The following is a 23,459-nucleotide window of genomic DNA, read 5'->3' on the forward strand; positions in this document are numbered from 1 at the left end:
CGGCGGGCTAAGGCAGGCCCGCCATCCGCGCCGCCAGGTGCAGGGCCGCCAGCCGGCCGGTGCCGCGCGGATCGCCACCGCACAGTTCGAAGATCCGCTGCAGCCGGTGGTGCATCGACTGCCGCTCCAGGTGCAGTTCCCGGGCGGACTGCGCCGTGTTGCACCCGGAGTCCAGCCATACCTGCAGGGTCTCCAGCAGCTGGGACTGGCGCTGCGCATCATGGTCCAGAACCGCCCGGAGCTGCCGGTTCACGAACGCTGCCCGGGCAGACGCCTCAATCCCCTTCAAAGCAAGACTCTCCACGGCAGTGTCCTCCGCATCAACCACCACCAGGCCGTGCGATGGATGCCGCCTTCGCGGTGACGCATTGCGGCGCCGGATCTGGCGCACATCCAAGGCACGGCGCGCTTCAGCCAGCGACCAGGCAGCTTCCGCCACCCCGCTTGTCGGCGGCCCCACGGCTATCGCCGCGTCGTGGTCACCCTCCAGCCGCTGCAGCGCCTCTAGGAGCTTCCGGCGCCCACCGGCGCTATCAGTGCCGGGCAGGGCGATCATCACCACCAGTTCCGCATCATCCTGGTAGGCGGCACTGGGGATCCGGCTGGAACTCAGGAAGGACTCGATCGCGCGGCGGAGCTTTTGTGGCGACGCCGCATGGATGGCCGCCACCACCGCCGGGGAATCCGGTGGAAACCCGGCGCCGGGAGTCAGCTGCTCCAGGCGCCATGCGGGGGCGGCGGTAAGGACGGCGCGCATCAGTTCCGCCCCGGCCTGGGCATGCAGCCCCGGCGGCATGTGCTGCAGCAGGGCCAGGCCAAGGATGTCCACCGCGCGGTCGCCGGCCACCCGCGCCAGGCCGGGGTCCACGCCGTCGGGAATCTCCACCTCAAGCCTGCCCATCAGCACGCCGCGCACGGGAATGTCCACGCTGAGCACCGTCCCCCGGGCCACCTCCGGAAGGCCATCCTGCCCGCCCGGCCCGCTGCCGCCGTCGTCCTTTCCCTGCCCTTCAGCGGGCACCGCGCTGCCCAGGGCAACGCCCCAGGGTGAGACGAGTTTCACGGCCGAACTGATGATGCCGGCCAGCACGCCGAGGATCTGGTCCAGCGACGCACCGTGCGCCAGCTCCGCGGCCATGGCGCGGGTGGCGGCGTCGGCCTGCTGCAGGTGCCCCGCGGACTCGCTGACCAGGATGGAGTTAATGGCCTGCATGACGCCGACGAACGGCACAACCTTGCGCAGTTCCACCACCGCCAGGCCATGATTTTCCGCCGCCTCCAGCATGGCCGGCGGGATTTCCGGCAGCACGCCGCCGGTTTCCACGGCCAGGGCGGCGATGCCGCGCTGGGCAAGTTCCCGGACATAATCGGCACGCTTTTCCGGGGTTGCCGATGCCAGCGTGATGCCGCCGCACAGCAGCAGCTCGCCGCCGCGCAGCAGGGGAGCGATGTCTAGCACCTCGCTGGAGTGGACCCACCGGACCGGCCGCTCCTCCGAGTTGCCGGGGGAGTGCACCACAGGATCGGCGGCGGCGAGGACGGGATGGGCAATGATAGCGCCGAGAGAAATAGACATGACGTTCCGTACGGTATTAGGGGCATCTATTAGACATATCGTATCTTGTTGCTTGTGATGGGGGCCACATAGCCTTGAAGTACTCATTCACCTCATGGAGGCTCCCATGCAAGAAAAGCTTTCTCCAGCAGCGCAAGGGCGCACTGCTGCCGCAGGAACCCAGGGCGCACAAGGCCACAACACGGAAAACCATGGCACGGAAGACCACGAAGCCTGGCTCCAGCCCATCCCCGAGTCAGCGCGGACCCACAAGGTATCCGGCCAGTTCTGGATCTGGGCGGGCGCCAACCTGGCACCCATCAACTGGGTGCTGGGGGCACTCGGAATCCACCTCGGACTCGGATTCGCGGACACTGTGACCGTCCTGGTGCTCGGCAACCTGATCGGCATGCTCCTGTTCGGCTGCTTCGTCCTCCTCGGCCAGAAGACCGGCGCCACCGGCATGGTCCTGGCCCGCGCTGCCTTCGGCCGCCGCGGCAACTACCTCCCGGCCAGCATCCAGGCACTCCTGGTCATCGGGTGGTGCGCCGTGAACACCTGGATCATCCTGGACCTGGTGATGGCCCTGTTCGGAACCCTTGGCTGGGTGGACCCGGAGGCACACAACTACGGCTGGAAGATCGCCGTTGCCACGGGCATCATGGCGGCCCAGGTGGCCATCGCCTGGTTCGGCTACAAGGCCATCGCCGCATTCGAGAAGTGGACAGTGCCGCCCACCATCATCATCCTGGCCGTCATGTCCGCCGTCGCCTGGTTCGGCATGAAGATCGACTGGGGCTATGCCGGGCCTGCCAGCAACATCCTGGAAGGCTCAGAGCGCATTGCCGCCATGAGCGCCGTGATGACGGCCATCGGCATCGGCTGGGGCATCACCTGGTTCACCTACGCCGCCGACTACTCCCGCTTCGTCAGCACCCAGGTGCCCAAGCGCAAGGTCTACCTGGCCTCCGTCCTGGGCCAGTTCATCCCGGTGGTCTGGCTCGGAGTCCTGGGCGCCAGCCTGGCCACGAACAGCGGCGAGGTTGATCCCGGCAAGCTCATCGTGCAGAACTTTGGCGTCCTGGCGCTGCCGGTGCTGCTCATGGTGCTCCACGGCCCCATCGCCACGAACATCCTGAACATCTACACCTTCTCGGTTGCCACGCAGGCGCTGGACATTTCCATCAGCCGCCGCAAGCTGAACCTCTTCGTCGGCGTCTTCTCGCTCGCCGCCGTCGTGTTCTTCATCTTCCAGGAGGACTTTGCAGCGGTCCTGGACGCCTGGCTGATCGGCCTGGTGGCCTGGGTTGCCGCTTGGGGCGGGGTCATGCTGGTGCACTACTTCTGGCTGGAGAAGCGCTGGCCGGGCGATCCCGAGCGGCTGTTCGACGGCGTGGGCACCCACCGCCTCCCCGGCATCAACTGGGCGGGCGTCACCTCCCTCCTGGCCGGCATCTTCGCCACCTGGCTGTTCATGTACGGCCTCATCCCCGTCATGCAGGGCCCCATCGCCGTGGCCCTGGGTGGCTGGGACCTGTCCTGGTTGGCAGGCGGGCTCACCAGCGCCGCCGTCTACGCAGTCCTCGGCCCCCGCTCCCACGTCCGGTACCTCGGAGTCAAGAACGTTGTTTCCAAGCCTGCGGGGACCGGCACCACAGCCGTCATCCCGGTCCTCTAACTTCCTCCGCTTCTCCCGGGCGGGCGCGCCTGCCGCGCCCGCCGAAAGGATCTATCGTGAACCAGCCCGCCATCGCGGACCTCCTGCACCCCATCACCTGGCCTGAAGGATTCAAGGCCGCAGCGTCCTTCACCTTCGACGTGGACGCCGAGTCCTGCACCATCGCCCACGACCCCGCCAGCACCCGGCGGATGTCACTGATGACCCACCAGTCCTACGGGCCCAAGGTGGCGGTGCCGCGGCTCCTGAAGATCCTGGAGCGGCAGGATATCAAGGCCACCTTCTTCATCCCCGGCTTTACCGCCGAGTCCTACCCGGACGTGGTCCGCCGGATCGTGGACGGCGGACACGAGGTGGCGCACCACGGCTACCTGCATGAGCCGATGCAGGGAATCGACGCGACGACGGAGGCCAGTTACCTGGACCGCGGCCTGGAGGCGCTGGCGGAGGTGGCGGGAATCCGTCCTGTCGGGTATCGCGCGCCGTGGTGGGAGCTGAACTGGCACTCGCCCGGCCTGCTGGCGGACCGCGGCTTCCTCTACGATTCAAGCCTGCTCGACGGCGATGCCCCCTACCGCATGGCGGTCGCCGCGGACGATCCCCGGGACATCGTGGAGATCCCGGTGGACTGGGCCCTGGACGACTGGGAGCAGTACGCCTTCTACCCCGGCGTGACCGGCAGCGGCGTGATCGAAAGCCCGGCCAAAGTGCTGGAGATGTGGACGCTGGAGGCTGAGGCGCACCACTCCCAGGGCAGCTGCTTCGTCCTCACCAACCATCCGTTCATCTCCGGCCGCCCGTCCAAGGCGGTGGCGCTGGAACAGCTGATCGAGCGCGTGAAGGGGATGGACGGTATGTGGGTGACCACCATGGAGAACATCGCCCGGCACGCCAAGGAGACCGTCGCCGAGATCCGCACGCATGCGCGGATCGAGGTGCCGATGTTCCCCGGTGCAGGTGCGAAGTTTGAGCCCGCGGCGGTGCGGGCGGGCGCACTGAGGTAGGACGGCCGGCGGTCTTCCCGCGGCACCTTCCCGCCGCCGATGCCCGGTGGGACGATGGCCTTATGCAAGAGAAAAAGAGTGACGCCCCGCATGATCCGGGCCCGCATCTGCATGCCCACACGGCGCCAACAACCCAGCAGATACGTACCGTAGGCCAGCGCCGCCGCGAGGCGGAGGAAAAGCTGGAACAGCATCTCCAGGAGGCCCGCCACAAGGACCATCCCCATGAGGACGAGCCGGAGGAAGAAGGCAATTAGGCAGGGATTCCAGGGGACTTATTGACCGTCCGACGATGCTTGGCGACCATGAATTATGACTGACTCCGAGACCCCAGACGCCCCTTTGCCCGATGATGGCGGCATGCCGGACAGCTCCCACGTTGAGACTCCGGAAACCATCGCCGAGGAGATCCGCGACGAGATCCGGCTGGGCCATGTCCAGGACGATGTGAGCCACGTCCTCGAGGAACGCTTCGAGGAAGAAGGCATCGACATGCGCCCCGAAGATGTGGACGAGCTTGCCGAGGAAATCGAACGGGACGCCTCCACCTGATGGCCTGCCCGGTTTTGAGAGCCCTGCCTGCTATTTCCTGCCTAGTATTTAAGGGCGGGCACGAAACGGCAGGCAACAACCTGGACCAGTGCGCTGGCCGTGTTGGGCGCATGGCTCCCCGGGAGTAATCGCATGGCTCCCCAGGAGCAATACCGATGGTCCAGGTGGCCCGCACCTCCGGGTTAAGGCGATGCGGACGACGGCGGGAGGTCCCGCCGTCGTCCGCATCCTGAAGCGAAACCCCTGCTTGGGGCGGCCGCGCCTTAGTCGTCGTAAGTGTTGGCGATGTAAACGTCGCAGGGGGCGTTGTGCGCCACGCTGTTGGCCACGCTGCCCAAAAGCCGGCCGATCCCGCGCATCCTCCGGTTGCCCACCACGATGAGCCGGGCGTCCAGGCGAATGGCTTCCTTGATCAGGGCGTCAGCAGGTTTGCCGCGGGCGGCAAAGTGGGTGATCTCCAGGCCCGGCCGGGACGCGGACAGCTCCTTCGCGACAATTTCGGCGCTGTCGGCGTTAGAGATCCTGACCTGGTCCGATCCGGCGCCGAACGTCTCGGTACGGTCGATGTCGAAAGCGGTAACCACGTGAAGCGAAGCTCCCAGCGATTCGGCCAGGTCCAGCGCCATTTCCGCTGCTTTCCTTGCGGATGCGCTCGCATCCACTCCTACAACGACTACTCCGCCCATACTGTTGTTCCTTTGCTCGTGGCTGTTTTCCAGTGTTTGCCTTTTGATGACCTTACTAGAGGACTGGGCTCCGGGTAGCGCTTGCCGGTGCTAGGCTGCACGCGCCCGCCGTGGTGCCGCAGCGGGAGGCGTGCGGTGGGTGAGCGTTTCGACGTCGTACCTCTTCAGCAGCCAGACTGCGAGGACCCAGGGCAGGACCCCGTAAACGACCTGTGCGGTAAAGCTGCCGGACGAAAGCACCACATAGGACTGCCATGCGTTGGCGTAGCCGTGCAGGAGGACGATCCAGACAAGGCTGCCGGTGTTGTTATAGAGCCATGTCAGAACGATGGTGTACCCGACGACGCCGAGGGTCAGGCCAACCAGGGAGAACGCTGCTTGAAGGAGGTTCGACGCACCGGTCATCAGGGGCAGCAGCACCACCGCGGGAAGATGCCATAGACCCCAGGCCAAGCCGAGTATCCAGCTTGCACGTTCTGCCGTTCGCGTCCGTTGCAGATAGGGCAGTGCGAACCCCCGCCATCCGAGTTCTTCAGCCAGGCCGGTGCAGACAACAAGGAACAGCAGGAATGGAACGGCTAGCGCCACGGGGACCAGGAACCTGTAGTCCAATGGGGTCATTCCGCCCATGACCCAGCCCAGTGCCAGCGCGGACAAGCTGAGAACGACAGGAAACAGCAGCACAAACAGGATCCACTTCCCCCGGACCCGAATTTTCACCAGGCGGGCGAAAAGATCCCGCAGTCCGGGGCGTCCTGATTCCAACGCAGTTACAATCACGCCAGCTACTGATGGCCCGAAAGAGAAGCACAGAAGGATGACTGCGAGGGTGGTTCCGGGGTCGGCTCCGCCGGTGCCCAGCTGGAGGAAGTTCGCTTCGTTCGTTGGAGCGAGGCCCCTCGGGACCAAGTAGAGGTAGGCGGGGATTTGCACCCCCCAAGTAATTCCGTAGGCAAGAACCAGAAAGAGCGGCCAAGCCAAGCGGCCGCCAACCGAGCTGCTCATGATGATAATTTTGCGGCGGATGCAAGCGCAGCGGAACCCCGGCATCGGAAGATCAGGTGAACAGCCCTGACCGGATGGGACACCAGTCGGCGGAGTGTGTTTTCCTTCCTGCCGTCCTGGCTGCCGCTGGCTCGATCCGGACCCGGAGGTGCGGGTCCCGGGGCTTCCTTGTGGATGCTCATCCCACGTGGATGCGCGGGCGGCGGCCGGGGACCGGTTCGTTTTCGCGGATGATTTCCCGGACCACTGGGGCCGTATCGCCGCGCCCCAAGAGCAGGTAGCGCATGAGGTGGGCCAGCGGATTGCCCTCTGACCACTCGAAGTAGGCGTGCGGGCGGACACCGGTACAGTCGCGCAGGGCCAGCAGGATCGCGGCCATAGCGTTGGGAGCAGCCGGGCTCTGGGCCCTGAGGATGCGGTGGCCGTCCACCTCGACACCCTTGACGTGCAGGGTGCCGCTGAACTCGGAGGGGTCGGTGATGTCGATTTCCAGGAAGATGACGTCCGCGCTGCCGGGGACCGGGTTGTTCTGCCGCTGCGCTGCTTCCTTCGTCGCGTATTCAACCGCGTCGCGCGCATGCGGGCGGTTGGCGATCAAGTTGATCCCGCCGTCGTACTCAAGGGTGTCTTGGATGAAGCGACGTGCGTTGTCGTCGAACTCGATGCGGTCCACGCGCAGCTCCGTGGTGCGGCTGACCCGGGACACGAGGGAGACAGCGATGATGCCGAGGATGAAGAAAGCGGAGATGGTGATGCCGTCCGGCTTTTCGATGACGTTGGCGGCCAGGGCGTAGAGCATCACCATAGTCAGGACCGTGAATCCTATGGAGGCGCGGCGCTGTTTCTTGCGGATGGCCGAGATGGTGACGGCGATGGCGCCGGAGACCATCATCGCCAGGATGCCGGTGGCGTACGCACCGGCTTGGGCATTGACGTCGGCGTTGAAACCAATGGTGATCAGGATGCTGGTGGCGGTGTAGACGAGGACCACCGGCCGGATGGCGCGGGACCAGTCCGGAGCCATGCCGTAGGAGGGCAGGTAGCGGGGAACGATGTTGATCAGGCCGGCCATGGCCGAGGCGCCGGCGAACCATAGAATCAGGATGCTGCTGACGTCGTAGACCGAGCCGAAGCCGTCGCCGAGGTGTTCGTGGGCCAGGTACGCCAGTGCCCGGCCGTTGGCTTCGCCCCCGGCCTCGAATTCCTCGGCCGGGATCAGCACGGTGGTGACGAAACTGCTGCCCAACAGGTAGACGCTCATGATGAGTGCCGCCGTCGTGAGAAGCTTGCGCGTGTTTTTGACCCGGTTGGCCAGCTTTTCCTCCGGCGTGGTGCCCTTGGCTGCGACCAGGGGCATCATGCTGACCCCGGTTTCGAAGCCGGACAGGCCCAGGACCAACAAGGGGAAGGCGATCAGGGCGGGGCCGATCATTCCGCTGAAGCCGCCGCCGGAGGAGGTCAGCGCGTCGGCCCAGGAAGCGAGCGCGCCGGGGGACGTTGAGACCTCGACGATTCCTGTTCCGATGATGATGGCATTCATCAGCAGGAACACAGCCACGAGGGGGATGGCGACGGCGACCGCCTCCGAGAAGCCCAGGAGGAACACCCCGCCCAGGATCAGGAGCAGGACCACGGTGATGGCGACGGCCTGGCCTTCAAGGAAGGGCGGCAGGTAGGGGTTTTCGAGCAGGTGCACAGAGGCGTCTGCCGCCGACAGCGTGATGGTGATGATCCAGGAGGTGGCGACGAACCCTAACAGGACCAGCACGAAGATCTTTCCCCGCCAGAACGGCAGGAGCCGTTCGAGCATCGCCACGGAGCCCTGCCCGTGCGGGCTTTCCTTAGCCACCCGCCGGTACATGGGCAGCATCCCGAGCAGTGTCAGCGCCACGATCAGCAGCGTCGCCAGGGGAGACAGTGCGCCCGCGGCCAGAGCAGCGATACCCGGCAGGTAGGACAGGGTGGAAAAGTAGTCCACGCCGGTCAGGCACATCACCTTCCACCAGCTTTGCTGGGTTGCGCCGTTGTCCGCCGTTTCCGGCCCGACCGGCTGGTGCACCCGATGTTCCAGCAACCACCGGACCAGAACGTTGGTGGGGACGCTGTGACGTTCCGGGTTGGGAACTGTTGCCGGGAGGAAATGCTGGGCGGGAGCCGTCAAGGGGAGTGTCTTTCTGTACTGTCCGAACCGGGCACAACACGCCCGTTCCAGGCGCATCGTTGTGCTGATAACCACCGGAGCGTAGCACCGGGAAAACCGTTCCCATCCGGCTTTTCGCGGGATTTTAATGCTTTCTTAACGCCCCCGGCGGGGTTGGCGCGAAGCGCCGCCCATCGACGCCTCAGCCCCCGGCCGGCTAGTCCTTGAAGCGGTACCCGAGCCCGGTTTCAGTCAGCAGGTGCCGGGGGTTGCGGGGATCAGTTTCGAGTTTCCGCCGCAACTGCGCCAGATAGACCCGCAGGTAGGAGGTTTCTCCGGCGTAGGCCGGGCCCCATACCGACGTGAGCAGCTCGTCGTGGGTTACCAGGGCGCCCCTGTTCCTTGCGAGCAGTTCCAGGATGTTCCATTCCGTGGGGGTGAGACCAACGGTCATCCCGCGGCGCGTAACCTGCTTGGTGGCCAGATTGATCGTGAAGTCATCCGTGGCCACCACCGGAAGGTCCGGCGACGTGCCACGGCGCAGCGCTGCACGGAGCCTGGCAAGAAGTTCTTCCATCCCGAACGGCTTTGTCACATAGTCGTCCGCGCCGGCGTCCAGTGCCCCGATCTTGTCATCTGACCCGTGGCGCGCGGAGAGGACCACAATGGGCACCTGGCTCCAGCGGCGGATCCTGCCGATCACCTCAACCCCGTCCAGGTCCGGCAAGCCAAGGTCCAGGATGATGGCGTCAACCTGATGTTCGGCCGCCTGATTCAGGGCGCTCTGTCCGGTGAACGCAGTCAAGGTGGAATACCCTCTGGCATTGAGGTTGATCTGCAGGGCACGGAGGATCTGTACTTCGTCATCAACGATCAGCACGGCTGCCATAGCGTCCTCTCATCCCCGGGTCGGGCGGTACCCCGGTGGAGAGCGGAAGCCTGACCACCATCGTCAGGCCCCCGCCCGGGGTGGGCTCGGCCAGCAGGACACCGCCCATCGCTTCAGTGAACCCTTTGGCCACTGCCAGTCCCAAACCAATCCCGGTTCCCGGCGTTGTGTCGTCAGCCCGCTGGAAGGGCCGGAACATCGCCAGGACCTTCTCGGCCGGGATGCCGGAGCCGTGATCGACCACTGTCAGTTCGCTGGCCGGGACGTTCCCGATAGTTGCACTGCCTGCACCTCCAACCGCGCCGGCTATCACCACATCGGAGTCGGGGGCGTACTTCAGGGCATTCTCGACCAAATTTGCAATCACCCGTTCCAGCATGCCCGGGTCGGCATCGACCGGAGGCATGTTGTCGGGTAGCAACACGCGGAGCCTCTCGGAGGTGGTGCCGCGTAAAGCCTCGCTAACAACGTCGGCGAAATAGACGGGCTGGATCAGGGGCGAGACGGCATCAGCGGTAATCCGTGACATGTCCAGGAGATTGCTGACCAGCCGGTCCAGCCTGTCCGCACCGGATTCTATAGTGGCCAGAAGCTCTTCCTGCTCCTCGGGCCCGAGGGTGATGGACTTGTCACGCAGACTGCTGGACGCGAGCTTGATCCCTGCCAGCGGGGTGCGCAAATCATGTGAGACCGCGCGGAGGATAGACGTCCGCATGATGTTCCCCTCGGCAAGACGGAGGTTTTCACGCTGACTCGCGGAGAGCTCCTCGCGCTGAAGCATGGCCAGCAGGTGCGCGCCAAAAGCGGCCAGCAACCGCCGCTCGTCCTGGGAAAGTTCCCTTCCGGTCAGCGTGAGCATCCGTTCCCTGTCCAGCTGCTCTACGGCATCCGCCTCCGAAACATCCGCCGGGCGCGGCCCGCCGGAAAACTCCTGAAGCACCCACGATGCTGTCCCGGCGGAGACTGGTTCCTCCCGGATCCACAGTCCGGCACCGTCCACATGGAAGTGCTCCCGAACCTGATCCAAGAAAGCAGCGACGCTGTTCCCCTCGGCGACGGCCCTGCGGCTCAACTCGACAAGGACGGCCGCCTCGGTCCCTGCGATGCGCGCCTCCTTGCGCAGCCTCGCTGCCCGGTCCACCACCAGTGACACGGCCACCGCCACCAGGACAAAGACCACCAACGCCAGGACATTTTCCGGATCGATAACCGACAGCGAGCCAAGGGGCCGGATGCTGAAGTAATTCACAATCAGCCCCGCAACGACAGCTGCCACCACGGCGGGCCAAAGGCCACCGAGCAACGCCACGCCAACGACCCCGGTCAGATGGACCAGCATGTCCGTTGACAACTGATCATGGGGCAGACGTTCCAGTCCGAACTGCAGCGCCGGGGGCAATCCCGCAGCGAGCACAAACGCCAGCAATTGGCGCCGACGCCCCAAAGTCGGAGAAATGCCCTCCCTTCGCCCGGCTCCGCCCGGAACGCGCATCACGGGAGGCATACCGCGCCTAACCTCAAGAACACATTCCCCTCCTGCCCGGCAGGGCCTGGACCTGCTCCGCCCCGCCGGTGAGACCGGCTAACCCATTCAATGGGGCGGCGTTTTCATGTAGCTTCGCCAGTCTAGTGCCGGAAGGTTGGCACATCCGGTGCGGGCAAGTGCCAGGTGTTACGGACGGCACCGTCGTCATGAGTCTTCCGCCGCTCACGGCCGTGGTTTCCCACAAGCCCGCCGTCCGGCGTCGTCCGTTACCGCTCCCTCCGGTACCCTGTTGAGATGGCTCGAGGAATGGCCGACTTCGGCGCAGAAACCATCCTGCTCGCCGGGGCGGGACGGGCGCTCCTGCTGCAGCTCGCCGAACCTGCGGTGGGACGCGGCGTGGATGAGCACAGCACGTTCGTCGGCCGTCCGGTCAACAGGCTCAAGGGCACCCTGACCTACGTCTACGCCATTGTTTACGGCTCGGACGAGCAGGTGAAGGAAGTCCGCCGCCGGGTGAACCGCGCCCACGTGCCGGTCCGCAGGGCTGACAACGAGGCCTCCCCGGGCTACAACGCCTTCGACCCGGAGCTTCAACTGTGGGTGGTTGCAACACTTTATGACACCGCGCTGACCATCATCGAGAAGATCTACGGCCCGCTCGACGACGAGTCCGCTGACGCCATGTACCGGGACTACGCACGGATCGGCACCGCCCTGCAGCTGCCCCCGGACATGTGGCCGGAAGACCGGGCCGCCTTCCGCCGCTACTGGGATGAGCGCATCTCCACCCTGCGGGCGGAAGCCGGCGGCGTGCGGGTGGGCCGCGGGCTTCTCTATCCCAAGCACACCGCAGTCTGGTACCGCGCCATTATGCCGGCCGCCAGGTTCCTCACTGCCGGGCTCCTGCCCGCCCAGCTCCGCGAGGATTTCGGCCTGCCGTGGAGCGACCGCCAGCAGCGACGCTTCGACCGCATCATGCGCGTGTTGGCTGTGGTTTACCCCAAGCTCCCGCGCTGGATCCGGCACTGGTTCAAGGACTACTGCCTGGGCGAGCTGGATAAAGACCTCCGCAAGAACCGCCAGCCCACACAGCGTCAGGGAGCAAGTGCATAGTTCCACCCCAGTAGAACAACGGATCGACGAACGGGCCCGCCGTTTCCTGGCTTCGTCCCCGGCCGGCGGCGCCAGGGCAAGACTCACCGAGTTCGTTGTCTTCGGCCTCAAGCAGGGCTGGGCCTGCATCTTCGGGGCCACCCTTCTTGTAGTCCTCATGGCCGCACGCCTCTGGTACCCGGATACCGCGGCACTGGCACGGAACGACTTCCTCACGCTCGCCGCCGTCGCCATCCAGGTCCTCATGCTCGTGTTCAAGCTGGAAACCCTCCGCGAGCTGCGGGTGATCATCCTGTTCCATCTGGTGGGCACAGTCATGGAGCTGTTCAAGACCGACGCCGGATCCTGGTCCTACGAGGCAGACGGCTTCCTGCGCATCGGCGCCGTGCCCCTCTTCAGCGGTTTCATGTATGCGGCTGTCGGCTCGTACATGGTGCGCGTCTACCGGCTCTTCGACCTTAGGTTCGCCGCCTATCCTCGACGCTGGATCACGGCGATCCTGGGCGGGGCCATCTACGCCAACTTCTTCACCCACCACTACATTTGGGACCTGCGCTGGGTGCTGCTCGCCGCCGTCGTCATCATCTATGGGCGGTGCATCATGCACTTCCGCGTGTTCCGGAAGCAGTTCCGCATGCCGCTGGTGGTCGCGTTCCTGCTGGTGGCGCTGTTCATCTGGATTGCCGAGAACATCGCCACCTGGTCCGGCGCCTGGCTGTACCCGAGCCAGATGGCGGGCTGGCATCCCGTGGGGCTGGAAAAACTGGTGGCCTGGTTCCTGCTGATGATCATCTCGGTGGTGCTGGTTGCCTGGGTCTACAAGCCCCAGCCGCCGGAGGCAGCAATGGACGCAGACGGCGACGGCGGCACCAGCCGGAGTGCCGCCGTCGAACTTTCCGCCGCAGATTCTTCCCCCGCCGAACCTTCCCCCCAGGCCTAACGGCTGCGGCGGCGCAGCAACGGGTCCGTCAACGACGGCGGCCGGTAGCCGGCGTCGGCCTGGTTCAGCGTGGTGCCGGGCGGGACGATCTCGTCGATCCGGTCCAGCACGTCCTTGGACAGGCTGACCTTGTCCGCGCCGAGCGCCCCCTCCAGGTGCTCCAGCGTCCGCGGCCCGATGATCGCGGACGTGACGGCCGGGTGCTCCAGCACGAAGCCGAGGGCCAGATGGATGAGTGACAGTCCGGCCTGGTCCGCCAGTTCGGTCAGCTCCAGCACGGCCTGCGTCTTGCGGGCATTGTCGGCCGACGACGGGTCGTGCCGTTCCGGCTGCCGGGCGGCCCTGCTGGAGGTGCTGTGCGCGCCGTCGGCCTTGATCCGGCCGCTCAGCCAGCCGCCGGCCAACGGGCTCCACGGCAGAACCCCGAGCCGGTGGCGCTGGGCAAGCGGCAGCACTTCACGTTCCACCCCGCGCGCCAGGATCGAGTACGGCGGCTGCTCCGTCACAGGCCGCTCACGGAGGCGCTCGCGGGCCACGTACTGGGCCTCCACGATCTGGCCCGGGTCGAAGGTGGAGGTACCGATGTAGCGGATCTTGCCCTGCCGCACCAGGTCGGTGAGCGCCCCCAGCGTCTCGTCGATGTCAGTGTCCGGCTCGGGCCGGTGCACTTGGTAGAGGTCGATCCAGTCGGTCTGCAGCCGGCGCAGGCTGTCCTCCACCTCGCGGATGATCCAGCGGCGTGAGTTGCCCGCCTGGTTCACGTCCTCGCCGAGGCGGCCGTGGACCTTGGTGGCCAGCACCACGTCGTCCCGGCGGCCCTTGAGGGCCTTGCCCACGATGACCTCGGACTCGCCTTTGGAGTAGACGTCCGCGGTGTCCACCAGGTTGATGCCGGAATCGAGGGCCCGGTGGATGATCCGGATGGAATCCTCGTGGTCCGGGTTGCCGAGGGCCCCGAACATCATGGTGCCCAGCGTCAACGGGCTGACCTTGATGCCGGTGGACCCCAGGCTGCGGTAATCGGTCATGCGGATGCTCCTAATAGTTGTTGGTGCTGCTGGCTTTCGGTGCTGCATGTGCTTGCGGCGCTGTACTGGCTCTCGGGACGGTCGAGGCCGAAATGGTCGCGCAGCGTCCGGCCGGTGTACTCGGTGCGGAAGAGGCCGCGCGACTGCAGGATGGGGACCACCTCGTCGGCGAAGGCCTCGAAACCGCCCGGCAGCCACGGCGGCATGATGTTGAACCCGTCCGCGGCGCCGTCCTGGAACCAGCGCTGGATCTCATCTGCCACCTGCACCGGGGTACCGGCGTACACGTAGTGGCCGCGGGCGCCGGCGAAGCGGTGCAGCACCTGCCGGACGGTGAGGCCTTCCCGCCGGATCACGTCCAAAAGCAGCTGGCTGCGGCTGCCCGCCCGGCCCGCTGCCGTCAGCAGGTCCGGAGGGAAGGGCTCATCCAACTTCACACCGTGGAGGTCCACACCCAGCAGTTTCCGCAGGATCCCCAGCCCGTACTCCGGCTGGGTCAGCTCGTCGAACTCCTGCTTCAGTGCCCGTGCCTCGGCCTCCGTGGAGCCAAGGTAGGGGCTGATGCCCGGCAGGACCAGAAGATGCTCCGGGTCGCGGCCGTTCGCCACGGCCTGCGCCTTGATGTCCGCATAGAACCCCTGCGCGCTTTGGATGGTCTGGTGCGCAGTGAAAACCGCCTCCGCATGCTGGGCGGCGAAGGCCTTGCCGTCAGCGGAGGACCCTGCCTGCACGAACACCGGCCGGCCCTGCGGAGACCGCGGGGTGTTCAGCGGCCCCTCAACCCGGAAGTGTTCGCCCTCGTGCCCGATCGCGTGGATCCGCGAGGTGTCTGCGAAAACTCCCGTGCCGGCGTCGGCCAGCACTGACCCGTCCTCCCAGCTGTCCCAGAGCTTGCCCGCCACGCGGACAAACTCGTCCGCCCGCGAGTAGCGTGCGGCGTGCGGCGGATGCTGGTCCAGCCCGAAGTTCCGGGCCGCCCGCTCCGCGCCGGTAGTGACGATGTTCCAGCCCGCGCGGCCGCCGCTGAGGTGGTCCAGCGACGCAAACAGGCGGGCGGCGTTGTACGGCTCAAGGTACGTGGTGCTGGCGGTGCCGATCAGGCCGATCCGTTCCGTGGCTACCGCGATGGCGGACAGCCATGTGAACGGCTCCAGCCGGAATCGGGTGGCGTACTGCACATTGCTCTCCAGTGCCGGCCCGTCCGCGAAGAACACGGCATCCAGCTTGGCGGCCTCGGCGCGCTGCGCGAGCTCCTGGTAGAACCGGATGTCCAGCACCCGGTCGGTCCGGGACTTCGGGTGCCGCCAGGCGGCCTCGTGGTGCCCGCCGGGGTAGACGAACAGGTTGAGTTTCAGCTGCCGGCCCATCAGAACGCCGATCCGATGGATGCCAGTTCCCCGGCACCTGCGCCAGCGTAACGGTTGGCCGGGCGCTCCAGCCCGTAGTGTTCCCGCAGCGTCCTGCCGGTGTACTCCGCACGGAACAGGCCGCGCGCCTGGAGGATCGGCACCACCTGGTCAACGAAGGCGTCCAGCCCCGAAGGCAGCACCGGCGGCATGATGTTGAAGCCGTCCGCCGCGCCGCCGTCAAACCACTCCTGGATGGAGTCCGCCACCTGGACCGGGGTACCCGTGAAGGTCCGGTGGCCGCGGCCGCCGCCCAAGCGCCCGATCAGCTGGCGGACCGTCAGCTTCTCCCGCCGGGCCAGCTGGACGATCAGGGTGTAGCGGCTCTTGGCACCCTCAATCTCGTCCTCGCTGGGCAGGTTGTCCGGCAGCTGACGGTCCAGCGGCAGGTCCTCGGGGGCCACTCGCAGGGTCTTGGCCAGCTGGATCCGGGCGTATTCCGGCTTGATCAGCCGGTCCAGTTCCCGCTCCAGCTCCAACGCTTCCTCCTCGGTGGCACCAATGACCGGCACGATGCCGGGCAGGACCTTGATGGTCTCCGGGTCGCGGCCGGCGGCGGCGGTGCGTGCCTTCAGGTCCCGGTAGAAGTCCTGCGCGTCGGTAAGGGTCTGGTGGGCGGTGAAGACCGCGTCGGCGTACCGGGCGGCGAGGTCCTTGCCGTCCTCGGACGAGCCGGCCTGGACAATCAGCGGGTGCCCCTGCGGGGAGCGGGGGACGTTGAGCGGGCCGCGGACCTTGAAGTGCTTGCCCTCGTGGTCGATCACGCGGATCTTCCCGGAGTCGCCCCAGACGCCTCCGGCCTTGTCCGCCAGCACGGCGTCGTCCTGCCAGCTGTCCCACAGCTTCCGGGCCACCTCGATGAACTCGGCGGCGCGTTCGTACCGGACCGCGTGGGCCGGCTGGTCGTCCACGCCGAAGTTGCGCGCGGCGTCCGGCCCTGCGGTGGTCACCACGTTCCAGCCCGCGCGCCCGCCGCTGACCCAATCCACCGAGGAAAAGCGGCGGGCCAGGTTGAACGGCTCGTTGTAGGTGGTGGACGCGGTGGCGATCAGCCCGATCCGCTCGGTGGCGCCGGCGATAGCGGTCAGCAGCACCGTGGGCTCCAGCTTGCCGGCCGGGCGGCGGCCCACCTCGCCGAACAGTACGGGGGAGTCGGCGAAGAAGATCGAGTCGAGCTTGCCGCGTTCGGCGGTTCGGGCCAGCTGCTTGTAGTGCTCCACGTCCGTGCTGGCCTGCGGGTCGCTTTCCGGCAGCCGCCAGGACGCCTCGTGGTGCCCGGTGCTCATGAGGAAGGCGTTGAGGTGAAGTTGCCGGGCGGATCCACTGTTCGGGGACGGGTTCTGGGAGGTCACGCAATGCTCCTTTTTGAAAGTGGGAAGAATGGTCAGTGGGTGGTGCCGACGACGCCGAGGTCGGCCAGGAGATCGCGGCGCAGGGCTTCGTGGCCGGCAGCGTCTGCGGCGGATCGGATCTCCGGCGCCACGCTGCGGACAGTGGCGACGCGGCCGTGGTCCAGGACCACGATCCGGTCCGCCAGCGCGATGCCCTCGTCTACGTCGTGGGTCACCAGCAGGACGGCGGGGCGGTGCGCGGCGACCAGGTCCTGGAGCAGTCCGTGCATCTTGATCCGGGTCAGGGCATCCAACGCGCCGAAGGGCTCGTCGGCCAGCAGCAGCTGGGGTTCGCGGACCAGGGACCGGGCCAGCGCCACGCGCTGCTGCTCACCGCCGGACAGCTCGTGCGGCCAGGATTTTTCCCGGCCGGCAAGCCCCACTTCGGCGAGGGCCTTGCGTCCCCGCGTCCCGGCGTCGTGCTCCTGCAGGCCGAGGGTGACGTTGCCCAGGACGGTGTCCCAAGGCAGCAGCCGCGAGTCCTGGAACACCACTGACACACGCTCGGGAACGTTGATCACGCCGCTGCCCTTCACGTCGTGGTCCAGCCCGGCGAGGGCGCGCAGGAGGGTGCTCTTGCCGCAGCCGCTGGGACCCAGGAGTGCCACGAATTCGCCCGGGGCGATGTCCAGGTCCACGCCGTTCAGCACGCCTTTCGGCCCGAAGCTGCGGATGAGGTCCCGCACCGAGACGGCAGCGGAAGGTTCGACGGCAAAGGGAGCTGTACTGGAAGGTTCGACGGCGGTCAGCCCGCCAGGGTGCGCTGCCATGAGAGGGCCTTTCGTTCGATGAAGCGGACAGTGCCGTCGGACAGCAGGCCGAGGATTCCGTAGACGGCGAGTCCGAGCACGATGATGTTGGTTTGGCCGTACGTGCGCGCGAGCTCCATCATGTAGCCGATGCCGCTGGTGGCGTTGATTTGCTCCACCACCACCAGGGACACCCATGCGCCGGTCACTGCGAAGCGCAGGCCCAGGAAGAACCCGGGGAGGGCGCCGGGCAGGACCACCCGCCGGATGAACGCCGCCCGGGACAGGCCAACGGTCTGGGCGAGCTCGACGTACCTCAGGTCGATTCCGCGCAGCCCGGCATGGGTTTGCAGGTACACCGGAACAAAAACGCCGAGCGTAATGGTGAGGACCTTCATGGTCTCGTCAATCCCGAACCACAGGATGAGCAGCGGGATCAGGGCCAGGCCGGGGATGGCGCGCTTGATCTGCACCGGCCCGTCGATCAGCGCCTCACCCGCCCGGCTGAGCCCGGACAGCAGGGCCAGGACGGCGCCGACGAGCGTGCCGAAGAACAGTCCCAGCCCTGCCCGCTGGGCGGAGATGGCAAGGTTTTCCTGGAGCCGGCCGTGGGCGATCAGTTCGCCGGCGGTAGCTACAACGGTCCACGGCTCGGAGAGGATCCGGGGGTCCAGCAGCCCGGTGGCGGAAGAGGCTGTCCAGACTGCCAGCAAGGCGGACGGGCCCAGCAGCCAGGCGAGCCGCCGCCGTCGTCCGGGCCCAAGCCTCTTCGCGGTGGGACGGACGTCCTCGCGGGTGGCCAGGGCCGGGTCAAGGTGGGGTTCGACGGCGGGGCGTTCCAGGACGGGGGCCGCGCTCACGCGGTGCCTCCCCGGGCCGCAGCGGCGAAGGCGGTGCCGGCGATGGACTCGTAGCGGGTGTCGTACAGGTCCGCGGCCAACAGCTGCGGCTTTTTCTGCTCGCGGGCCAGCAGGTCGATGGTCTGCTGGTGCCGTTGGATCGCCTCTGTCCAGGACGTGGGGACATCCCGCTTGCCCGCGGCGTCGATCAAGTACTGGCCGTCCTCGCGGGACAGGCCCTGGTCCTTGACGTAGTATCCCTCCAGCCATTCCTCCGGGTGGTCCTCCACCCAGCGCTGCGCCTTGCCCCAAACCTCCACGTACTTCGCCAGTGCGGCCGCCTTGGCGGGATCGGCCAGGACACTGGCGGGGGAGTAGAGGTGGCCTGGATCATCGCGGAGGCCGTGCCGGAGGGTGGTGGCGCCATCGGCCTTGTACTTGGCGAGGTAGCGCTTGATCTGCACGCCGCCCAGCGGCGCGGCGTCCACCTGCTTGCTGGACAGCGCCGAGGAGTAGGCGTCACCGGTGCTGGGCAGCTCCACCAGCTTGACGTCCTCCTGCTTGAGGCCGGCTTTCTCCAGGATCCGCAGGACCAGGGCGCCCTGCGCCTGGCCGGGACTGTACGCCACCTTCTTGCCGCGCAGGTCATCCAGCCTGCTGATGCCGGCGCCGGGGGCGACGCCGAGCTCGTACAGCGGGTGGTTCACGGCGTCCTGCCGGTAGGCGCTCGCGATGATCCGGACGTCCAGGCCGGTCCACGTTGCGTGGATGGGCGGGATGTCCGCCACGTACCCCACATCCAGGGCGTTGGCGCGGAAGGCCTCAGTGGTCTGGGGGCCGCCGGAGATGTTGGCGAATTCCACGTTAATGCCGTCCAGGTCCTTGACCAGGCCGGACAGTTCCAGTGCGACCCGGATGCTGGGATCGCCCACTTTGATGGTGGTGCCTGCGGGCGCACTGGTTGCGAGCGGCGCGAACGACGCCTGGCTGGTCGGGTTGCCGGCTGTGGCGGCGCCGCCGCAGGCTGTCAACAGTCCGACGGCGGGAATCGCCAGGAGTGCGCCCAGGGCCTGGCGCCGGGTGAACGGCCGGCCGGAAGGTGGCCGGGCTGGGGAAAATGCAGGGAAGGACATGCCGTGCCTTTCGAAAGGGAGGAGTAGTGGGGAGGCCCGGGCGCGACGGATCGCCCGGGGACCCGGGAAGCGGGATAGGGGATGGAGGAAAGTGCCGGCGTCGGACGATTGCGCCAGACGCGCCGGAACTTAACGCTTGGGAACCTGCGGAACCGCTGCCGAAGCTAGGGCCGGTCTGCTGCCATTCGGCGGTGTGGCGACATTCGGAAGCTGCAACAGAACAGACCCCACAGTGCGGTGCTTTGGTCGCTGCTGGAGATGTCAGGCATCGGGTCCTCCTGTTCGTTGCTTGTGCTGTTTCGGGCGGCCTGGCCGGTGCCGTTGAAACACCTAAGCACGCCTGTCGAGGCCTTGGCCAGCACAACGAAATGGAAGCTCAACGGGACGAAACCGCGCTACTTATTGCGCCATTCACGGGTCAAAACGGGCAATGCGGCGCCATGATCCGCAATGCGGGTTAATGTGACTGGAAGGGTTGGAAATGTGGTTGATAGGGGAAAGCGCATGCGTCACGGGGTCCTCACTGCGGCAGCCATTGGAACGGGCATTCTGCTGGCGGGCTGCACTGCCGCCCCGGCTCCCACGCCAACCACCACGTCCCCCACACCGGCCACCTCCGCTGCGTCATCGTCCGCTCCGGCTTCCTCCGAACCCGCAACTGGACCCGCCCCAACAGCAGCAGCCACCATCTCCGGCACCCCGCAGCCGGTAGCCACGGACCTCGACGCTCCGTGGTCAGTGGTCTTCCGCGACGGCACGCCGCTGGTCAGTGAGCGGAACAGCGGGCAGATCCTCGAGCTCGCCCCCAACGGCTCGGCACGGTCCATCGGGACGGTCGAGGGAGTGGCGGCCCGCGGCGAGTCGGGTCTGCTGGGCCTCGCTGTGGGCAGCCAGGGTGACCTCTACGTGTATTCGACGGCGGCGGACGGCAACCGGGTCCAGCGCTTCCCGGTCAGCGGCGGGCCGGGTTCGCTGTCGCTGGGCCAGCCGGACACGCTCCTTGAGCGCATCCCGTCCGCGAGCATCCACGACGGCGGCCGCATCGCCTTCGGTCCCGATGGCATGCTGTACGTGACGGCCGGGGATGCGAGCCAGCGCAACAGTGCCCAGGACCGGGACTCCCTTGCCGGCAAGGTCCTGCGGATGACGCCCAACGGTGACGTCCCGGCGGACAACCCCTTTCCGGGTTCGCTCGTCTACAGCTACGGGCACCGCAACCCGCAGGGCCTGGCTTGGGCGGACGACGGGACCATGTTTGCCACCGAGTTCGGCCAGAACACCTGGGACGAGCTGAACATCATCACCGCGGGCGCCAACTACGGCTGGCCAACGGTTGAGGGGATCGCCGGACGGGAGGGCTTCGTGGACCCGGTGCAGCAGTGGCAGCCCGGAGCCGCAAGCCCCAGCGGCATGGCGCATGCGGGCGGGACGCTGTTTCTCGCCAACCTGCGCGGACAGGTCCTGCGCTCGGTCCCCGTCGCCGACCCCGCCACGTCTACGGAGCATTTCAGCCGGGAGTACGGCAGGATCCGGGACGTCACGGTGGCACCCGACGGCCGGCTGTGGTTCCTCACCAACAACACCGACGGCCGCGGCGACCCCGAGCCTGGCGATGACCGGATCCTCGCCGTGCCATTGGCAAGGGGGTGATGTGGCCCTGGTACTGACTGACGGCGTTGTACTGCCGGATTCAAAGGGGGTGGTCAGCTTCGCGCGCCGGCCCGGGCCAACTCCACGATGTTCTCGGTGGCGGCCCAGGAGGCGAGGAGTTTGAGGGATTCGTCGGAGGGGCTGCCGGGAGTGGCCGGGTAAACGGTCAGGGAATGCCCGGGATCCTCCTCCAGGCCAAGCACCTGGTAGTTCAGTTCCAGGAGCCCCACCACGGGGTGCTGGAAGAATTTCGTTCCGGCGTAGTGGCTGCGGACGTTGTGTGCTGCCCAGCGTGTACGGAACTCGTCGCTGCGCATGGACAGCTCCCCGATGAGCTCGGCGATTCCCTTGTCATGCGGGTTCCGGCCCGCCTCCCGCCGAAGGATGGCAACGTTGGTGTTCGCTGCCCTTTCCCAGTCCGTGTAGAAGTTGTGGGCCCGTGGATCCAGGAAGATGAACCGGGAGTGGTTCGCGGGCCTTGCGGTGCTGCGGTACATGTCGGAGTACAGCGCGTAGCCCAGGGTATTGGCGGCCACGATGTCCATCCGGTTGTTCCCGATGAAGGCCGGCGCGCCGGTGATGGTGTCCAGGAGATACTGCAGCTCCGGCCGCACCCCTGACGGGACAGGGGCCGCCGCCCGCTTGCGTCCAGAGGTGTTGGCAGCCCGGGCGAGGTCGTAAAGGTGGTCGTGCTCCGCGCGGTCCAGTTCAAGGGCCCGCGCAATCGCATCCAGCACGCTATCGGAGACGCCCGAGAGGTTTCCGCGTTCCAGGCGCGTGTAGTAGTCCACGCTGACCCCGGCCAGCCGGGCAACTTCTTCACGCCGCAAGCCCGGTACCCGCCGCCGGCCGCCATAGGGCTCAAGCCCTGCCTGCTCGGGTGTGATGCGTCCACGGCGCGTCGAAAGGAACTGCCGTACCTCGGCTCGGTTATCCATACGGACACGTTACGACGAATCCGAAACGCCAAGGGTAGGTCTGCCAGAACCAGTTACAGCAGGGCCCTCGCTACGGCCGCCAAGTGCCGGTTTGATGTAGGTGAAGCCCTGTAGCATTTCGTTATCCCCCCAAAAACCACAGGAGACCCATGACCACCGTCAAGGCCTATGCATCCCCGTCCTCCTCCGAGGACCTCATCCCCACCACCATCGAACGCCGCACCGTTGGACCGCACGACGTCCTGATTGAGATCAAGTACGCCGGCATCTGCCACTCGGACATCCACACCGTCCGCGGCGACTGGGGCCCGCAGCAGTACCCGCTGGTGCCTGGCCACGAGATTGCCGGCATTGTCACTGAGGTCGGCTCTGCCGTCACCAGGCACAAGGTGGGCGACCGGGTGGGTGTCGGCTGCATGGTCAACTCCTGCCGTGAATGCGCCAACTGCCTGAACGGCGACGAGCAGTACTGCCTCAACGGAATGGTGGGCACGTACGGCGCCGAAGACCGTGACGGCACCATCACCCAGGGCGGCTACTCCACCCACGTCGTAGTCACCGAGCACTTCGTGGTGAGCATCCCGGACGGCCTGGAGCTGGACGTTGCAGCCCCGCTGCTGTGCGCCGGCATCACCACCTACTCACCGCTGCACCGCTGGGGCGCAGGCCCCGGCAAGAAGGTGGCCGTGGTGGGCCTCGGCGGGCTGGGCCACATGGCCGTCAAGCTCGCCGCCGCCATGGGCGCCGAGGTCACCGTCCTTTCCCAGTCGCTGAAGAAGCAGGAGGACGGCCTGCGCCTGGGTGCATCCAGCTACTACGCCACCAGCGACCCCGGAACCTTCGAACAGCTGGCCGGCAGCTTTGACCTGATCATCAACACGGTCAGTGCGTCGATCGACATCAGCGCCTACCTGCAGCTGCTGACGCTGGACGGCGCGCTGGTCAATGTGGGTGCCCCTGCCGAGCCGCTCCCGGTCAACGCCTTCGCGCTGATCGGCGGCCGCCGGTCCTTCGCCGGTTCAATGATCGGCGGCATCCCCGAGACCCAGGAGATGCTTGACTTCTGTGCCTCCCACGGCATTGGCGCGGAGATCGAGGTCATCCCGGCGGGGAAGATCAACGATGCATACGAACGTGTCCTTGCCTCGGACGTCCGCTACCGCTTCGTGATCGACACCGCCACTCTTTAGCGAAGAAGCGCGTAACGGCGGGCCGGCTCTGGAAGATGCCGGCCCGCCGTCGTGTGTGGAGCGCAAAGTCCTTTTGTTATGCCCTGC

21 protein-coding genes are annotated in these 23,459 nt (G+C 66.8%); 8 read left to right on the top strand and 13 right to left on the bottom strand.

All coding sequences use genetic code 11. The annotated features are described in order from the left end of the window. Nucleotides 1-7 precede the first annotated feature (7 nt). Nucleotides 8-1,576, bottom strand: coding sequence for a PucR family transcriptional regulator (locus AC5RUU_RS17055; RefSeq protein ID WP_493976393.1), 1,569 nt, complete (start codon nt 1,574-1,576; stop codon nt 8-10). Nucleotides 1,577-1,682: 106 nt separating this feature from the next. On the opposite strand from AC5RUU_RS17055, the gene AC5RUU_RS17060 reads away from it, so the two are divergent. From AC5RUU_RS17060 to AC5RUU_RS17075, 4 genes are all read left to right on the top strand, one after another. Then, entirely contained in the window at nt 1,683-3,233 is a 1,551-nt protein-coding gene (locus tag AC5RUU_RS17060; RefSeq protein WP_493976394.1) for a purine-cytosine permease family protein, read from the top strand. Between the two features lie 56 nt (nt 3,234-3,289). After that, a complete protein-coding gene (locus tag AC5RUU_RS17065; RefSeq protein WP_493976395.1) occupies nt 3,290-4,237 on the top strand; it encodes a polysaccharide deacetylase family protein in 948 nt (315 codons plus the stop codon). Nucleotides 4,238-4,299: 62 nt separating this feature from the next. Then, the gene (locus tag AC5RUU_RS17070; RefSeq protein ID WP_493976396.1) at nt 4,300-4,494 is read left to right on the top strand and encodes a hypothetical protein; all 195 of its coding nucleotides are present in this window, start codon (nt 4,300-4,302) and stop codon (nt 4,492-4,494) included. Between the two features lie 55 nt (nt 4,495-4,549). Then, nucleotides 4,550-4,789 carry a hypothetical protein gene (locus AC5RUU_RS17075; protein WP_493976397.1) on the top strand — a complete coding sequence of 80 codons (240 nt, stop codon included), beginning with the start codon at nt 4,550-4,552 and terminating at the stop codon, nt 4,787-4,789. Nucleotides 4,790-5,052: 263 nt separating this feature from the next. Here AC5RUU_RS17075 and AC5RUU_RS17080 read toward each other — a convergent pair whose 3' ends face one another. The 5 genes from AC5RUU_RS17080 to AC5RUU_RS17100 form a co-directional block, all read right to left on the bottom strand. Next, the gene (locus AC5RUU_RS17080; RefSeq protein WP_493976398.1) at nt 5,053-5,475 is read right to left on the bottom strand and encodes a universal stress protein; all 423 of its coding nucleotides are present in this window, start codon (nt 5,473-5,475) and stop codon (nt 5,053-5,055) included. 90 nt (nt 5,476-5,565) lie between these two features. Continuing rightward, nucleotides 5,566-6,480: a CPBP family intramembrane glutamic endopeptidase gene (locus tag AC5RUU_RS17085; RefSeq protein ID WP_493976399.1), complete on the bottom strand. Its 915-nt coding sequence runs from the start codon at nt 6,478-6,480 to the stop codon at nt 5,566-5,568. A gap of 178 nt (nt 6,481-6,658) precedes the next feature. Continuing rightward, nucleotides 6,659-8,641, bottom strand: coding sequence for an APC family permease (locus AC5RUU_RS17090; RefSeq protein ID WP_493976400.1), 1,983 nt, complete (start codon nt 8,639-8,641; stop codon nt 6,659-6,661). Between the two features lie 196 nt (nt 8,642-8,837). Further along, on the bottom strand, nt 8,838-9,509 hold the full coding sequence (locus AC5RUU_RS17095; RefSeq protein WP_493976401.1) for a response regulator: 672 nt from the start codon (nt 9,507-9,509) through the stop codon (nt 8,838-8,840). After that, a complete protein-coding gene (locus tag AC5RUU_RS17100) occupies nt 9,487-11,013 on the bottom strand; it encodes a sensor histidine kinase (protein ID WP_493976402.1) in 1,527 nt (508 codons plus the stop codon). Before AC5RUU_RS17100 ends, AC5RUU_RS17095 begins: the two co-directional genes overlap by 23 nt. 276 nt (nt 11,014-11,289) lie before the next feature. On the opposite strand from AC5RUU_RS17100, the gene AC5RUU_RS17105 reads away from it, so the two are divergent. Both AC5RUU_RS17105 and AC5RUU_RS17110 read left to right on the top strand, forming a co-directional pair. Continuing rightward, on the top strand, nt 11,290-12,108 hold the full coding sequence (locus AC5RUU_RS17105) for an oxygenase MpaB family protein (protein ID WP_493976403.1): 819 nt from the start codon (nt 11,290-11,292) through the stop codon (nt 12,106-12,108). Beyond that, entirely contained in the window at nt 12,101-13,048 is a 948-nt protein-coding gene (locus tag AC5RUU_RS17110; protein ID WP_493976404.1) for a DUF817 domain-containing protein, read from the top strand. The genes AC5RUU_RS17105 and AC5RUU_RS17110 overlap by 8 nt, the downstream gene beginning before the upstream one ends. On the opposite strand, the gene AC5RUU_RS17115 is transcribed toward AC5RUU_RS17110, so the two are convergent. The 6 genes from AC5RUU_RS17115 to AC5RUU_RS17140 are packed head-to-tail and all read right to left on the bottom strand — an operon-like array spanning nt 13,045 to nt 19,594. Then, complete coding sequence (locus AC5RUU_RS17115) at nt 13,045-14,076, bottom strand: aldo/keto reductase (protein ID WP_493976405.1); 1,032 nt, start codon at nt 14,074-14,076, stop codon at nt 13,045-13,047. The two genes, AC5RUU_RS17110 and AC5RUU_RS17115, sit on opposite strands and share 4 nt — an antisense overlap. Then, nucleotides 14,073-15,443 carry an LLM class flavin-dependent oxidoreductase gene (locus AC5RUU_RS17120; RefSeq protein WP_493976406.1) on the bottom strand — a complete coding sequence of 457 codons (1,371 nt, stop codon included), beginning with the start codon at nt 15,441-15,443 and terminating at the stop codon, nt 14,073-14,075. The genes AC5RUU_RS17115 and AC5RUU_RS17120 overlap by 4 nt, the downstream gene beginning before the upstream one ends. After that, on the bottom strand, nt 15,443-16,834 hold the full coding sequence (locus AC5RUU_RS17125) for an LLM class flavin-dependent oxidoreductase (RefSeq protein WP_493976407.1): 1,392 nt from the start codon (nt 16,832-16,834) through the stop codon (nt 15,443-15,445). Before AC5RUU_RS17125 ends, AC5RUU_RS17120 begins: the two co-directional genes overlap by 1 nt. A 32-nt stretch (nt 16,835-16,866) precedes the next feature. Then, nucleotides 16,867-17,643: an ABC transporter ATP-binding protein gene (locus AC5RUU_RS17130; RefSeq protein WP_493976408.1), complete on the bottom strand. Its 777-nt coding sequence runs from the start codon at nt 17,641-17,643 to the stop codon at nt 16,867-16,869. After that, complete coding sequence (locus AC5RUU_RS17135) at nt 17,619-18,482, bottom strand: ABC transporter permease (RefSeq protein ID WP_493976409.1); 864 nt, start codon at nt 18,480-18,482, stop codon at nt 17,619-17,621. The genes AC5RUU_RS17130 and AC5RUU_RS17135 overlap by 25 nt, the downstream gene beginning before the upstream one ends. Continuing rightward, nucleotides 18,479-19,594 carry an ABC transporter substrate-binding protein gene (locus AC5RUU_RS17140; protein ID WP_493976410.1) on the bottom strand — a complete coding sequence of 372 codons (1,116 nt, stop codon included), beginning with the start codon at nt 19,592-19,594 and terminating at the stop codon, nt 18,479-18,481. The genes AC5RUU_RS17135 and AC5RUU_RS17140 overlap by 4 nt, the downstream gene beginning before the upstream one ends. Nucleotides 19,595-20,098: 504 nt before the next feature. Here AC5RUU_RS17140 and AC5RUU_RS17145 point away from each other — a divergent pair. Next, a complete protein-coding gene (locus AC5RUU_RS17145) occupies nt 20,099-21,244 on the top strand; it encodes a PQQ-dependent sugar dehydrogenase (protein ID WP_493976411.1) in 1,146 nt (381 codons plus the stop codon). Nucleotides 21,245-21,297: 53 nt separating this feature from the next. Here the strand turns inward: AC5RUU_RS17145 and AC5RUU_RS17150 are convergent, their stop codons facing one another. Then, entirely contained in the window at nt 21,298-22,182 is an 885-nt protein-coding gene (locus AC5RUU_RS17150) for a helix-turn-helix transcriptional regulator (protein ID WP_493976412.1), read from the bottom strand. 149 nt (nt 22,183-22,331) lie between these two features. On the opposite strand from AC5RUU_RS17150, the gene AC5RUU_RS17155 reads away from it, so the two are divergent. After that, nucleotides 22,332-23,372, top strand: a complete 1,041-nt coding sequence (locus tag AC5RUU_RS17155; protein WP_493976413.1) for an NAD(P)-dependent alcohol dehydrogenase — start codon at nt 22,332-22,334, stop codon at nt 23,370-23,372. Nucleotides 23,373-23,459: the final 87 nt, after the last annotated feature.

Source organism: Arthrobacter sp. K4-10C, from assembly GCF_059090085.1.

What these genes read in the sequence shown, in the direction of transcription:
- AC5RUU_RS17055 (WP_493976393.1), bottom strand. Translation starts at nt 1,576, where the DNA reads ATGTCTATTTCTCTCGGCGCTATCATTGCCCATCCCGTCCTCGCCGCC.
- AC5RUU_RS17060 (WP_493976394.1), top strand. Translation starts at nt 1,683, where the DNA reads ATGCAAGAAAAGCTTTCTCCAGCAGCGCAAGGGCGCACTGCTGCCGCA.
- AC5RUU_RS17070 (WP_493976396.1), top strand. Translation starts at nt 4,300, where the DNA reads ATGCAAGAGAAAAAGAGTGACGCCCCGCATGATCCGGGCCCGCATCTG.
- AC5RUU_RS17075 (WP_493976397.1), top strand. Translation starts at nt 4,550, where the DNA reads ATGACTGACTCCGAGACCCCAGACGCCCCTTTGCCCGATGATGGCGGC.
- AC5RUU_RS17080 (WP_493976398.1), bottom strand. Translation starts at nt 5,475, where the DNA reads ATGGGCGGAGTAGTCGTTGTAGGAGTGGATGCGAGCGCATCCGCAAGG.
- AC5RUU_RS17085 (WP_493976399.1), bottom strand. Translation starts at nt 6,480, where the DNA reads ATGAGCAGCTCGGTTGGCGGCCGCTTGGCTTGGCCGCTCTTTCTGGTT.
- AC5RUU_RS17095 (WP_493976401.1), bottom strand. Translation starts at nt 9,509, where the DNA reads ATGGCAGCCGTGCTGATCGTTGATGACGAAGTACAGATCCTCCGTGCC.
- AC5RUU_RS17100 (WP_493976402.1), bottom strand. Translation starts at nt 11,013, where the DNA reads ATGCCTCCCGTGATGCGCGTTCCGGGCGGAGCCGGGCGAAGGGAGGGC.
- AC5RUU_RS17105 (WP_493976403.1), top strand. Translation starts at nt 11,290, where the DNA reads ATGGCTCGAGGAATGGCCGACTTCGGCGCAGAAACCATCCTGCTCGCC.
- AC5RUU_RS17115 (WP_493976405.1), bottom strand. Translation starts at nt 14,076, where the DNA reads ATGACCGATTACCGCAGCCTGGGGTCCACCGGCATCAAGGTCAGCCCG.
- AC5RUU_RS17120 (WP_493976406.1), bottom strand. Translation starts at nt 15,443, where the DNA reads ATGGGCCGGCAGCTGAAACTCAACCTGTTCGTCTACCCCGGCGGGCAC.
- AC5RUU_RS17130 (WP_493976408.1), bottom strand. Translation starts at nt 17,643, where the DNA reads ATGGCAGCGCACCCTGGCGGGCTGACCGCCGTCGAACCTTCCAGTACA.
- AC5RUU_RS17140 (WP_493976410.1), bottom strand. Translation starts at nt 19,594, where the DNA reads ATGTCCTTCCCTGCATTTTCCCCAGCCCGGCCACCTTCCGGCCGGCCG.
- AC5RUU_RS17145 (WP_493976411.1), top strand. Translation starts at nt 20,099, where the DNA reads ATGCGTCACGGGGTCCTCACTGCGGCAGCCATTGGAACGGGCATTCTG.
- AC5RUU_RS17150 (WP_493976412.1), bottom strand. Translation starts at nt 22,182, where the DNA reads ATGGATAACCGAGCCGAGGTACGGCAGTTCCTTTCGACGCGCCGTGGA.
- AC5RUU_RS17155 (WP_493976413.1), top strand. Translation starts at nt 22,332, where the DNA reads ATGACCACCGTCAAGGCCTATGCATCCCCGTCCTCCTCCGAGGACCTC.